The sequence below is a fragment of the Streptomyces sp. NPDC002536 genome (assembly GCF_053594995.1).
Window position 1 is genome coordinate 1 of the sequence record NZ_JBSFWU010000151.1, and the last position, 12,859, is coordinate 12,859.

General features: G+C 72.8%; 13 protein-coding genes and 1 pseudogene. 13 read left to right on the forward strand and 1 reads right to left on the reverse strand.

Annotated elements, in window-relative coordinates; all coding sequences use genetic code 11:
• Both ACWD4B_RS32900 and ACWD4B_RS32905 read left to right on the forward strand, forming a co-directional pair.
• Positions 1–183: pseudogene (locus tag ACWD4B_RS32900) on the forward strand (NAD-dependent malic enzyme); the annotation flags it as partial.
• Between the two features lie 272 nt (positions 184–455).
• Positions 456–737, forward strand: a complete 282-nt coding sequence (locus tag ACWD4B_RS32905) for an HU family DNA-binding protein (protein ID WP_003954777.1) — start codon at positions 456–458, stop codon at positions 735–737.
• A gap of 159 nt (positions 738–896) precedes the next feature.
• On the opposite strand, the gene murA is transcribed toward ACWD4B_RS32905, so the two are convergent.
• Entirely contained in the window at positions 897–2,237 is a 1,341-nt protein-coding gene (gene murA / locus ACWD4B_RS32910; RefSeq protein WP_451424204.1) for a UDP-N-acetylglucosamine 1-carboxyvinyltransferase, read from the reverse strand.
• Between the two features lie 251 nt (positions 2,238–2,488).
• Here murA and ACWD4B_RS32915 point away from each other — a divergent pair, with 251 nt between their 5' ends.
• From ACWD4B_RS32915 to ACWD4B_RS32965, 11 genes are all read left to right on the forward strand, one after another.
• On the forward strand, positions 2,489–3,115 hold the full coding sequence (locus ACWD4B_RS32915; RefSeq protein ID WP_451424205.1) for a YqgE/AlgH family protein: 627 nt from the start codon (positions 2,489–2,491) through the stop codon (positions 3,113–3,115).
• Between the two features lie 30 nt (positions 3,116–3,145).
• Entirely contained in the window at positions 3,146–3,439 is a 294-nt protein-coding gene (locus tag ACWD4B_RS32920) for a DUF3039 domain-containing protein (protein WP_336413214.1), read from the forward strand.
• Between the two features lie 78 nt (positions 3,440–3,517).
• Positions 3,518–5,137 carry a beta-N-acetylhexosaminidase gene (locus ACWD4B_RS32925; RefSeq protein WP_451424206.1) on the forward strand — a complete coding sequence of 540 codons (1,620 nt, stop codon included), beginning with the start codon at positions 3,518–3,520 and terminating at the stop codon, positions 5,135–5,137.
• 272 nt (positions 5,138–5,409) lie between these two features.
• Entirely contained in the window at positions 5,410–6,318 is a 909-nt protein-coding gene (locus ACWD4B_RS32930; RefSeq protein WP_451424207.1) for an FAD binding domain-containing protein, read from the forward strand.
• Positions 6,315–7,547 carry a (2Fe-2S)-binding protein gene (locus ACWD4B_RS32935; RefSeq protein WP_451424208.1) on the forward strand — a complete coding sequence of 411 codons (1,233 nt, stop codon included), beginning with the start codon at positions 6,315–6,317 and terminating at the stop codon, positions 7,545–7,547. The genes ACWD4B_RS32930 and ACWD4B_RS32935 overlap by 4 nt, the downstream gene beginning before the upstream one ends.
• On the forward strand, positions 7,544–9,883 hold the full coding sequence (locus ACWD4B_RS32940) for a xanthine dehydrogenase family protein molybdopterin-binding subunit (RefSeq protein WP_451424209.1): 2,340 nt from the start codon (positions 7,544–7,546) through the stop codon (positions 9,881–9,883). The genes ACWD4B_RS32935 and ACWD4B_RS32940 overlap by 4 nt, the downstream gene beginning before the upstream one ends.
• A gap of 71 nt (positions 9,884–9,954) precedes the next feature.
• Entirely contained in the window at positions 9,955–10,320 is a 366-nt protein-coding gene (locus ACWD4B_RS32945; RefSeq protein WP_451424210.1) for a hypothetical protein, read from the forward strand.
• Positions 10,321–10,422: 102 nt separating this feature from the next.
• Positions 10,423–10,836 carry a hypothetical protein gene (locus tag ACWD4B_RS32950; RefSeq protein WP_451424211.1) on the forward strand — a complete coding sequence of 138 codons (414 nt, stop codon included), beginning with the start codon at positions 10,423–10,425 and terminating at the stop codon, positions 10,834–10,836.
• Positions 10,837–10,940: 104 nt separating this feature from the next.
• A complete protein-coding gene (locus ACWD4B_RS32955) occupies positions 10,941–11,204 on the forward strand; it encodes an SAV_915 family protein (RefSeq protein WP_451424212.1) in 264 nt (87 codons plus the stop codon).
• On the forward strand, positions 11,201–11,512 hold the full coding sequence (locus ACWD4B_RS32960; RefSeq protein WP_451424213.1) for a DUF6317 family protein: 312 nt from the start codon (positions 11,201–11,203) through the stop codon (positions 11,510–11,512). Before ACWD4B_RS32955 ends, ACWD4B_RS32960 begins: the two co-directional genes overlap by 4 nt.
• A gap of 6 nt (positions 11,513–11,518) precedes the next feature.
• On the forward strand, positions 11,519–12,718 hold the full coding sequence (locus ACWD4B_RS32965) for a WXG100 family type VII secretion target (protein WP_451424214.1): 1,200 nt from the start codon (positions 11,519–11,521) through the stop codon (positions 12,716–12,718).
• Positions 12,719–12,859 lie beyond the last annotated feature (141 nt).

The window sequence follows — 12,859 nt, forward strand, 5'->3', positions numbered from 1 at the left end:
AACACCGACATGATGCTCGCCGCCGCCCGCGCCCTCGCCGACGTCGTCGCCGGGGACGAGCTCAACGCGAACTACATCATCCCCAGCGTCTTCAACGACAAGGTCGCCGGAGCGGTCGCCGGAGCCGTCCGGGAGGCCGCCAAGGCCGCCGGAGCGGCTGTGACGGCCACCACGACTGCCTGATCACGGCGCGTCGAGTGGCGCGCGGCTTGCCGGACCCCCATAAGGTGTCGGGCAGAAATCAGGCCGCAGTACGCGGCCGCATCCGAGGCTGCAGCGCTTTCCGTGTGACTCTCCAGGGCGCCGGATTGGCTTTCCCACTACTGGTGGGGGCAGGATGCGTAACCGGGCGCGAGGGTCCGGCAACGGACCCGGGTCCGGGGACTGTCCGAGGGCCCTGGCAGCATCGGCTTCGATCTCACGCCTCATTGGCAAGATGAACACGGGAGTACAACATGAACCGCAGTGAGCTGGTGGCCGCTCTGGCCGACCGCGCCGAGGTGACCCGCAAGGACGCCGACGCCGTTCTGGCCGCCCTCGCCGAGACGGTCGGCGAGATCGTCGCCAAGGGCGACGAGAAGGTGACCATCCCCGGCTTCCTGACCTTCGAGCGCACGCACCGCGCCGCTCGCACCGCTCGTAACCCGCAGACGGGTGACCCCATCCAGATCCCCGCTGGTTACAGCGTGAAGGTCTCCGCGGGCTCCAAGCTCAAGGAAGCGGCCAAGGGCAAGTAAGGCCTTTGTGAGCACTGCTCAGCACTGAAGGGTGGTCACCCCGGCCGGGGGTGACCACCCTTTTGGCCTTCGTGAGGCCCTGTCAGGCCCTCTGGGGCACGAAGAAAGCCCGTACGGACCGACCGGTCCGTACGGGCTTCTTCAACGCGCTACACGCCGTCAGGCGGCTGCCCCGCCGGGGAGCTCGACGTGCGCCCCCAGGTCCTTCAGCTTCTCCATGAAGTTCTCGTAGCCACGGTTGATCAGGTCGATGCCGTGGACACGGGACGTGCCGTCGGCCGCCAGGGCGGCGATGAGGTACGAGAAGCCGCCGCGGAGGTCGGGGATGACCAGGTCGGCGCCCTGCAGCTTCGTCGGGCCGGAGACGACCGCGGAGTGCAGGAAGTTGCGCTGGCCGAAGCGGCAGGCGGAGCCGCCCAGGCACTCGCGGTAGAGCTGGATGTGAGCGCCCATCTGGTTGAGCGCGGAGGTGAAGCCGAGGCGCGACTCGTAGACCGTCTCGTGGACGATCGACAGGCCGGAGGCCTGGGTGAGCGCCACGACCAGCGGCTGCTGCCAGTCGGTCTGGAAGCCGGGGTGGACGTCGGTCTCCAGCGCGATGGCGTTGAGCGAGCCGCCCGGGTGCCAGAAGCGGATGCCCTCGTCGTCGACCTCGAACGCGCCGCCGACCTTCCGGAAGGTGTTGAGGAAGGTCATCATCGAGCGCTGCTGGGCGCCGCGGACGTAGATGTTGCCCTTGGTGGCCAGTGCCGCCGACGCCCAGGAGGCCGCCTCCAGGCGGTCGGAGAGGGCGCGGTGGTTGTAGCCGTCGAGCGAGTCGACACCGGTGATGCGGATGGTGCGGTCGGTGTCCATGGAGATGATCGCGCCCATCTTCTGCAGCACGCAGATGAGGTCCTCGATCTCCGGCTCCACGGCCGCGTTCGACAGCACGGTGACGCCCTCGGCCAGCACGGCCGTCAGCAGCACCTGCTCGGTCGCGCCGACCGACGGGTACGGCAGCTGGATCTTGGTGCCGCGCAGCCGCTGCGGGGCCTCCAGGTACTGGCCGCCCTCCCGCTTCTCGATCGTGGCGCCGAACTGGCGCAGCACCTCGAAGTGGAAGTCGATGGGCCGGCCGCCGATGTCGCAGCCGCCCAGGCCCGGGATGAACGCGTGGCCGAGGCGGTGCAGCAGCGGGCCGCAGAAGAGGATCGGGATGCGCGAGGAGCCGGCGTGGGCGTCGATGTCCGCGACGTTGGCGCTCTCCACGCGGGACGGGTCCATGACCAGTTCGCCCGGCTCGTCGCCGGGGCGGACGGTCACACCGTGCAGCTGCAGCAGGCCGCGGACGACGCGCACGTCGCGGATGTCGGGCACATTGCGTAGCCGGCTGGGACCGCTGCCGAGCAGCGCGGCGACCATGGCCTTCGGTACGAGGTTCTTCGCACCGCGGACACGGATCTCGCCCTCGAGCGGGGTACCGCCGTGGACAAGCAGGACATCGTCAGGGCCGGTCATGGATCTCGCGTTCCTGGAGTTGGGCAGGGGGCAAGAAGAAAGGGTAATGCGACCGGAGGGCCCGACTGCCGCCTGCAGGGGTCTTTGCGTACGTCATGGATTTGCAACAACACGCTGCGTTTATGGAACGGTCGCTACCGGTTATCACCGGTCGCTCTGCGCGGTGGCTGCTCTCGTACGCCCCTCGTCGCTCCCTGTCCGTCCTCGCAGTCCACTCCCCGTTCGGGCCGGAAATGCGGGATCATGTGGCCATGACCGAGGTGTCCTCGCTCACAGGGCGACTGCTTGTCGCGACACCGGCGCTCTCGGACCCGAACTTCGACCGCGCCGTGGTGCTGCTGCTCGACCATGACGACGAGGGCTCCCTCGGAGTGATCCTCAACCGGCCGACCCCGGTGGGCGTGGGCGACATCCTCGAGCCCTGGGCCGGCCTGACCGGGGAGCCGGGCGTGGTCTTCCAGGGCGGCCCGGTCTCGCTCGACTCGGCCCTCGGCGTGGCCGTCGTGCCGGGAGAGGCGCACGAGGCGGGCGAGCGGGGCGTCCGGTCCGGCCCCGGGCTCCGCGGCGAGGACACCGGCGACGACGGCCCGCTCGGCTGGCGCCGGGTGCACGGTGCGATCGGCCTCGTCGACCTGGAGGCCCCGCCGGAGCTGCTGGCCACGGTCCTCGGCTCGCTGCGGATCTTCGCCGGGTACGCCGGGTGGGGCCCCGGACAGTTGGAGGACGAGCTGGTCGAGGGCGCCTGGTACGTCGTGGAGTCCGAGCCCGGCGACGTCTCCTCGCCCGACCCCCGGCAGCTGTGGCGCGCCGTGCTGCGCCGCCAGCGGAACGAACTGGCGATGGTCGCCACCTATCCGGACGACCCGAGCCTCAACTGACGGCGCCCGGCCCCAGTACCCTTGGGGACCATGAGCACTCTCGAGCCCGAGCGCGGGGCAGGTACCGGCACCCTCGTCGAGCCGACGCCGCAGGTGTCGCACGGCGACGGCGACCACGAGCGCTACGCCCATTACGTCCAGAAGGACAAGATCATGGAGAGCGCGCTCTCCGGCTCCCCGGTCGTGGCCCTCTGCGGCAAGGTCTGGGTGCCCGGGCGCGACCCGAAGAAGTACCCGGTCTGCCCGATGTGCAAGGAGATCTTCGAGGGTCTCGGCCCCACGGGCGGCGACAAGGACAAGGGCAAGGGCGGGGACAAGAAGTAACCCGGTACCGGGCGTCCCGGGGGTTTCGCCCCCGGGCCCCGGTTTCGGGAAGGGGCGGGGCAGGGGCAGAAAGCCTCTATGGACCTCATCCCTGTCCCACGCCACATTCGCCCTGTGCCTCCCGCAGGGCACCGCATCCTCGACGCCCGTACCCGCATCGACGCTCGCCCCGGCACTGAAGACGTGGCCCGCTGGCTGCGTGCAACCGTCGGCGCAGCCACCGGACTCCCGCTGGAGCCCGGATCCGACGACGGTGATCGTCTCGTCCTGAGCGTCGACCGCAGCCTCGTCCCCGAGGCATACCGCCTCGTCGTCGCCGATGACGTGATCGACATGGCCGGCGGCAGCCCCGCCGGCGTCTTCTGGGCCGCCCAGACCTTCCGCCAACTCCTCGGCCCCGACGCCTTCCGCCGCGCACCCGTGGTGCCACGCACCGAATGGCCGGTGCCCATGGTCCTCGTGGAGGACGCCCCCCGCTTCGCCTGGCGCGGCCTGCTCCTCGACGTCGCCAGGCACTTCATGCCCAAGGACGGCGTGCTCCGCTACCTCGACCTGCTCGCCGCCCACAAGATGAACGTCCTGCACCTGCACCTGACGGACGACCAGGGCTGGCGGATCGAGATCGAGCGCTACCCGAAGCTGACCGAGGTCGGTGCCTGGCGGGCCCGCAGCAAGCTCGGGCACCGGGCGTCCCCGCTCTGGGACGAGCGCCCGCACGGCGGGTACTACACGCAGGACGACATCCGCGAGATCGTCGCGTACGCGGCGGAGCGGCACATCACCGTCGTCCCCGAGATCGACCTCCCCGGCCACTCGCAGGCCGCCATCGCCGCGTACCCGGAACTCGGCAACACCGACGTCGTCGACACCGCCGCCCTCGACGTCTGGGACACCTGGGGCATCAACCCGAACGTCCTCGCCCCCACCGACACCGTTCTCGCCTTCTACGAGAACGTCCTCGCCGAGGTCCTCGACCTCTTCCCCTCCCCCTTCGTCCACATCGGCGGCGACGAGTGCCCCAAGGACCAGTGGAAGGCATCTCCGGCCGCCCAGGCCCGCATTGCCGCCGAGGGCCTGGCCGGCGAGGACGAGCTGCAGAGCTGGTTCATCCGGCACTTCGACCGCTGGCTCGCCGGGCGCGGGCGCCGGCTCGTCGGCTGGGACGAGATCCTGGAAGGCGGCCTGGCCGAGGGGGCAACCGTCTCCTCGTGGCGCGGGTATGAAGGCGGAATCGCCGCCGCGCGCGCCGGACACGACGTCATCATGTGTCCCGAGCAGCAGGTCTACCTCGACCACCGGCAGGCGGACGGCCCCGGCGAGCCCGTCCCCATCGGCTACGTCCGCACCCTGGAGGACGTCCACCGCTTCGAACCCGTCCCCCCGGAGCTCGCCGGAACTCCCGCCGCCGCACACGTCCTCGGTGCCCAGGCCAACCTCTGGACCGAGGTGACGGAGACCCAGCAGCGCGTGGACTACCAGGCGTTCCCCCGGCTCGCCGCCTTCGCCGAGGCCGTGTGGTCCGCGCTGCCGGAGCCCGCGGAGCGCGACTGGGCCGGGTTCGAACGCCGGATGGCCGTCCACTACGCCCGGCTCGACGCGCTCGGCGTGGACTACCGGCCGCCCGGCGGCCCGCGGCCCTGGCAGCGCCGCCCGGGTGTGCTCGGACGCCCGATCGAGGGCCCGCCCCCGATCGTGTGAGCCACGGCGGAAGGTGACGGCCCGTGCGGCGTGCCCCTGGCACCGTGGTCCTTCACACACCGCCGTAAGTCGTACAAGGATCCCCGAAGCATGGCAATACGCCCACAGCGCGCAGGGGTCGGCCTCCGCCCGGGGCCGGCCCGGCGGTTCGCGGACCCTCGCGACGGCGACCTCCGAAGATGTGCCAGAGTTGCCACGTCCGGGCCGACAGCACGTACCGTACGGCGAGACCTGGCGGCACAGTCGGGACCTCCGGGGAAGGGGCAGGTGGGTTGACCACGCACGCACCGCAGGCGGCGCACACCGTGACGTTGCCGGGCACGCTCGACGAGGCCGTGGCGGCGCTCGCCGCCATGCCCACAGCCGTGCCCGTCGCGGGCGGCACCGATCTGATGGCCGCCGTCAACTCGGGACTGCTGCGCCCAGCCGGACTCGTCGGCCTCGGCCGGATCAGTGAGATCCGCGGCTGGCAGTACCAGGACGGCGCGGCCCTGCTCGGTGCCGGTCTCACCCACGCCCGCATGGGCCGCCCGGACTTCGCCGCCCTCATCCCCGCCCTCGCCGCCGCCGCCCGCACCGCGGGCCCGCCGCAGATCCGCAACGCCGGCACCCTCGGCGGCAACATCGCCTCGGCCGCGCCGGCCGGCGACGCCCTGCCTGTGCTCGCCGCCCTGGAGGCCTCGCTCGTCATCGCGGGCCCCGGCGGAGGGCGCCGCGAGGTGCCGGTCGGCCGGATGCTCGCCGGCCTCGACATGCTGCGGCCGGGCGAGCTCATCGGCCACGTCCGGGTGCCGCTGCTGCACGCCCCGCAGGTCTTCCTCAAGGCCACCGGCCGCACCGGCCCGGGCCGCGCCACCGCCTCCGTCGCCGTCGTCCTCGACCCGGCGCGGCGCAGCGTGCGTTGCGCGGTGGGCGCCGTCGCGCCCATGCCGCTGCGGCCGTTCGACACGGAGCACTGGGTGTCCTCGCTCATCGACTGGGACGGCGAGCGCACCCTCGCGCCCGAGGCGCTCGCCGCCTTCGGCGAGTACGTGGCCGTCGCCTGCATCCCCGACCCCGTACCCGAGCATTCCGCCGCCCTGACCGGCGACGGGCCGGGTACCCTGCCGCCGGCGGTCCTGCATCTCCGTCGTACGGTGGCGACTCTGGCCCGCCGAGCACTGGGGAGGGCACTCGCGTGAGTGACGAACAGCAGCGACACACCGAGGGCGGCTGGCAGCCGATCCCCCAGGGTTCAGGGCTGGACGCGGACGGCACGACGTTCGTCCAGCTGCCGCCCGAACTCCTCGCGCAGCCGGGTGCCTCCGGCGGCTGGGGCCCCCTCGCCGCGCCGGGCACCCCGGCGCCCGCACCCGCGCCCGCTCCGGCGGTGACGTGGCCGGACCCGTACGCCGCCCCGGCCGCGACGGGGGAGTGGGACGTGCGGGGCGCCGCGGACCCGCAGGCCACGCAGGAGTGGGCCATGCCGTTCGGCGCCACGGAGGGCGACACGGGCCAGTGGTCCGTCCCGGCCGCCGGGGACGACTCGGTGGAGGAGTCCGGCGAGTACCCGATGCGCGAACGCGCCGCCGCGCCCGGGGACATCACCGGTACAGGTGATCACCGGACCGAGGCGTGGACGGCTGCGCCGGCCGCGGGGCCCGAGCCTGCGCCCGAGCCGGCCGCCGCGCCGGTGGAGTCGGCGGACGAGCAGCAGGCCGAGGACGAGGCCGACGAGGCCGCAGCCCCCGAACCCGCCCCGGAGCCCGCTCCCGTTTCCGCTCCCGAAGCGGACCCGGAGCCCGCCCCCGGCGACCCCGGCGACCTCGCGGAAGCGGAGCCGCACGACGAACACCCGCGCGTCTCCTACGTCCTGTGCGTCAACGGCACCGACCGCCCCGTGACCGAGTCCTGGATCGGGGAGTCCCTGCTCTACGTCCTGCGCGAGCGGCTCGGCCTCGCGGGCGCCAAGGACGGCTGCTCGCAGGGCGAGTGCGGCGCGTGCTCGGTGCAGGTCGACGGCCGGCTCGTCGCCTCCTGCCTCGTACCGGCCGCGACGACCGCCGGTTCGGACGTCCGCACCGTCGAGGGCCTGACCGTCGACGGGCAGCCGTCCGACGTCCAGCGCGCACTGGTCGAGTGCGGGGCCGTGCAGTGCGGGTTCTGCGTGCCCGGACTGGCCATGACCGTGCACGACCTGCTTGAGGGCAACCACGCCCCGAGCGAGCTGGAGACCCGGCAGGCGATCTGCGGCAACCTCTGCCGCTGCTCCGGCTACCGGGGCGTCCTCGACGCGGTGCGCCAGGTGGTCGACGAGCGCACCGAGACGGCCGCCGCGCTCGAAGAGGCGCAGCAGCCGGAGACCGAGACGGCACGCATCCCGCACCAGGCGGGTCTGCACAACGGCGGCAGCGGAAGGGCAACGGCATGAGCGGAATGGGCGGCGCGACCGGCATGGGCTTGGGCGAGGGCCTCGGCGCCGCCACTGCGGTGACCGCTCCGCCGCCCGTCCTGACCGAGCCGCGCACGCACGGCATCGGCGTCTCGCTCCCCTCCACGGACTCCCTGCCCAAGGCGCAGGGCACCTTCCCGTACGCCGCCGACCTGTGGGCCGAGGGCCTGCTGTGGGCGGCCGTGCTGCGCTCCCCGCACCCGCATGCGCGCATCGTCGCCGTCGACACCTCGGCCGCCGTGGCGATGCCGGGCGTCCGGGCCGTCGTCACGCACGAGGACGTGCCGGGCTCCGCGGCGCACGGCCGCGGGATCGCCGACCGCCCGGTCTTCGCCTCCGACACCGTCCGCCACCACGGCGAGCCGATCGCCGCCGTGGCCGCCGACCACCCCGACACGGCCCGCCTCGCGGCGGCGGCCATCGCCGTCGAGTACGAGGTGCTGGAGCCGGTCACCGACCCGGAGCAGGCGTTCGCCGCCGAACCGCTGCACCCCGACGGCAACTTGATCCGCCACATCCCGCTGCGCTTCGGCGACCCGGAGGCGACGGGCGAGGTCGTCGTCGAGGGCCTGTACCGCATCGGCCGCCAGGACCCGGCCCCCATCGGCGCCGAGGCCGGCCTGGCCGTGCCGCGCCCCGACGGCGGCGTGGAGATCTACACCGCCTCGACCGACCCGCACGCCGACCGCGACCAGGCCGCCGCCTGCTTCGGCCTGGACCCCGAGCGCGTGAAGGTCGTCGTCACCGGCGTCCCCGGCTCCATGGGCGACCGCGAGGACGCGGGCATCCAGCTCTCGCTGGGCCTCCTCGCCCTGCGCACCGGCCACCCGGTGAAGCTGGCGGCCACCCGCGAGGAGTCCTTCCTCAGCCACCCGCACCGCCACCCGACGCTCCTGCGCTACCGCCACCACGCGGACGCGGAGGGCAAGCTGGTGAAGGTCGAGGCCCAGATCCTGATGGACGCGGGCGCGTACGCGGACTCGTCGTCCGAGGCACTGGCCGCCGCCGTCGCGTTCGCCTGCGGCCCGTACGTCGTCCCGCACGCCTTCGTCGAGGGCTGGGCGGTACGCACCAACAACCCGCCCTCCGGCCATGTGCGCGGCGAGGGCGCGATGCAGGTGTGCGCGGCGTACGAGGGCCAGATGGACAAGCTGGCGGCGCAGCTGGGCATCGACCCGGCGGAACTGCGGATGCGCAACGTCATGGCGACGGGCGACCTGCTGCCCACGGGCCAGACGGTGACGTGCCCGGCGCCGGTCGCCGAACTGCTGCGTGCGGTACGGGACTTCCCGCTCCCGGCCCTGCCCAAGGACGACCCGGAGGACGGCTGGCTCCTGCCCGGCGGCCCGGACGGCGCGGGCGACCCGGGCGCGGTGCGCCGGGGCGTGGGCTACGGCGTCGGCATGGTCCACATGCTGGGGGCCGAGGGCACGGACGAGGTCTCGACGGCCACGGTCAAGGTCAGCGGCTCGGTGGCGACGGTGATCTGCGCGGCGGTGGAGACGGGCCAGGGGTTCACCACGCTGGCGCGTCAGATCGTGCAGGAGATCCTCGGCCTGGAGGAGGTCTACGTCGCCCCGGTCGACACCGACCAGCCGCCGTCGGGCCCCGCCTGTCACGGCCGCCACACCTGGGTGTCGGGCGGCGCGGTGGAGCGCGCGGCGCGGATGGTGCGGACGCAGCTGCTGCAGCCGCTGGCCGCGCAGTTCGGGATGTCGACGGAGCTGCTGCAGATCACGGACGGCAAGATCACGTCGTACGACGGGGTGTTGAGCACGACGGTCGCGGAGGCCCTGGACGGCAAGGAACTCTGGGCGACGGCCCAGTGCCGCCCCCACCCCACGGAGCCGCTCGACGACACGGGCCAGGGCGACGCCTTCGTCGGCATGGCGTTCTGCGCCGTGCGTGCAGTGGTCGACGTGGACGTGGAGCTGGGCTCGGTGAGGGTCGTGGAGATGGCGGTGGCCCAGGACGTGGGCCGCATCCTCAACCCGGCGCAGGCACAGGCCCGTATCGAGGCGGGCGTCACCCAGGGCGTGGGCGCGGCGCTGACGGAGAACCTGCGCACCCCGGGCGGCCAGGTGCGCTGGCCGGACCTGACGGGATACGCCCTGCCGACGGCGCTGGACGCGCCGGACATCCGCATCGTGAAGCTGGTGGAGGAACGGGACGTGGTCGCCCCGTTCGGCGCGAAGGCGATCAGCGCGGTGCCGGTGGTGACGTCGCCGGCGGCGATCGCCTCGGCGGTACGGGCAGCGACGGGCCGGCCGGTGAACCGGCTGCCGATCCGCCCGCAGACGGCGGCGGTCGTCTGAGTAGCTGCTCCCGGACCGGTTGAGTACGGGAGCGCAGGCGCGGCCGGGGGCCGGTTGCTTGGCTGGTGTCCATGAGGAACACCACGATGAACGGCTGGCAGCAGCCGCTGGACGCGCCCCCGTACGACGGCAAGGCGTGGTGCGTGCGCGGCGTGACCGCTCTGCTGGTCCTGCCGCTGCTCGCCGTCGACCTGTTTTTCATCGGCTTGTCCCCGATGGCGACGGACAGTTGCGGCCCGGACGACTGCTCCGACGCGCTCATGACGTCACTGGCGGTCGCACCGGTCGTCTGGCTCGTCGCGGCCGCCCTGCTCGTCGTGACCTGGGCCCTGCCGTCCCACCCGCGGCACGGGGCGACGCGCGGGGCGGTGGCGGCAGGGGCGTTCGCGGCGGGGGCGCTGGTGATCGGCATCCTCGCGAACCTGCCCATGGGCTGACGCGTCGTCTGAGTACTCGTACTCAGGTGGACTGTCAGTACTGGACAGTAGGCTGCGTCCCGTCAAGAAGAGCGGACGAGGGACGGGACGGGCGGGGCGGACGTGGGCGCCGACAGATTGCACGCAGAGCTGGAATCGCTCAAGACCTTCAAGGGCAGGGTCGACGAGCTTCTGGCCTCCCTGCACGACTCGGCGGCGGCCCCCGGCCGCGTGGCGGAGGCGAGCCTCGGGGCGGGGCACCTCGGCGTGAACTTCGCCGAGGCGGGCGGCCTGTACAGCGCGTACAACGCGGTGCATGCGCAACTGGAGCAGCTCTCCCGGCTGTTCGCGGATCTGATCGAGGCCATGGGCACGGCGGTGCTGGGTGCGCACGACGGCTACGCGAACGTCGACGCGGAGCTCAAGGAACGCATGTGGGCGGCGCAGCGCCGGGCCCAGGAACTGGGCGGGGCGGCCGCTCCGGTCGGGCGCAGCGGCAAGGCCGGCGTCGGCGCCGGCAGCGAAGGGACGATCTGAACTGGTGCGACTCGACGTCAAGTCGGGGTCGGCCTGCCCTCTCCGGGGCGGATCCGGAGCAACATGCTTGCGGCACGCGTCGCAGCCGTGATCGCCTTGGTGGCATGAGCGCAGATCTGCTCGACGACCACCGTGTCGTCCTGGCGCCCGCCCGGCCCGGCTCGGAGGAGGTTCTCTTCGAGACGCGCCGGACCGCCCAGGGATACATCTGTGGGCTGGTGTTCACCTCCGCGGAGCGGCTCGTGTCCTGTCTCGGTCCGGAACAGCCGTGGGTGGCCCTGTCCGTCGGCGCGTTGCGTGTCCTGCTCGGCGAGGCGGGCATCTCGGTCATCGCCGTCGATCCGGGGACCGTGGAGACTGCGGCATGAGCGACAGACTCCGCGCGACGGTGGACCACATCGACGCCACCGGCAAGGCGTTCCACCGCGAGGCGGCGGAGCTCGCCCGCACCAGGCACCTGGCGTCCCCGCCGACCCCCGGCGTCGGTGACGTCGCTCTCAGCTCCGCGCTCTCGCACCTCAGCGATGCGTTCGGTGCAGCGCACCAGATGATGACCGGCCTGATCGACGGCCACGGCAGCAAGCTGCGGAAGGCGGCAGCCGACTACCGGAACACCGATATCGACGTGCACGGGATGTTCGACGACCTGATCGAGAAGTACAAGGACAAGAGCTGACGGACCGTGATCGACGACGACATCAGAGGACTCCACGACGTCGCGCGCGACTACGCGTCGGCCGCCAGGACGTTGGACGAGTCGTCCAGGTTCCTGAACTCCAGGGTCGCCGGTGTGGTCCACGAGGCGGGGTGGACCGGGGATGCCGCGAGTTCGTTCCAGACGGCGTGGGCGTCGGACGGCACGGTGCAGGCGGCGATGGCGGAGGCCATGTCGCAGGTGGCGGACATCGTCACGGTTCTGGCGGACGAACTGTCCGAGGCCCGGCACGAGTTGGAGGCAGCCCAGGACCGGGCGCGGGCCGCCGGTCCCACCCTGGACGGCTGCAAGAGCGGTGCGGAAGCGGCGCTTTCCCGTGCGCAGCACGTACGGCGGTGGGCGGCACGGCGGTTGAACGGTGTTGCGGGGCAGATCCTCCCCGGCGACGGGTCCCCGGAGACGCTCGGCCCTGCGGACGAGCTCACGCTTGCGGAGGTGCTGCGGGGCCTGTACACGGCACCGGCGGCGGTCACGGAGGTCGGCCACGAGCGACTGGAGCGGCTGCAGAAGCAGGCGGCGGACCTGAAGCGGGCGCATGCGGGGGTGCCGAAGGGCAGCGAGGAGTGGGACCGGATGCTGGAGCAGCGCCGGACGACGCGGGCTGCGCTCACCGAGCAGCGGATGAGGGTCTCGTCAGTCGAGGGCTGGGCCGGCAGGTTCAAGGGCAGCAAGGGCGCCAGGCTCACGGTCGGGGAGATCGCGGACCGGTTCCGCGGAGGAAGGACCGGGGCGGTGGGCGCCATGGGTGCCCTCAGCGGCGTTCTGACCGGGGCGACGGTCTACTGCCAGGCCGAGGAGGACCACGAGAAGGGCTGGTCCTGGGGCGAGTCCGTGGCCAAGGCCGGCGGCCCGGCGGTGGCGGGGCTGGCCTCGGGCATCCTCGTGGAGTCGGGGGTCGCCGCCATCGGCGCGGCGGCACCTCCGGTGGCCGTGGCCGCAACGGGTGTTGCGGCAGGTGCGGTCCTCGGGTACGGCGTGGGGACGTTCGGCTACGAGCTCACCCACAGAGCGCACTTCAGCCGGCACATCCACCAGGACGGTGTCGCCGCCGGCATCGGAGAGGGCTTCGCCGACGCCGGCAAGGCGTGGGTCGACGACGACGCGGTGGACATGTGGCACAAGGGGCAGAGCTCGGCCAGGCAGGTGTGGCGGGGCCTCTTCGGGTGACGCAGCGCCCCGTCAGGGGCGCGGGGCTCCGTTTGATATGCGGCTCCGCCGCGTGGGCGCGACCAGCCACGACGCGCCCGCAGTCGGGCGCCCCGTAAGGGGCGCGGGGAACTGCGCGACCAGCCACCGACGGCCTGCAGC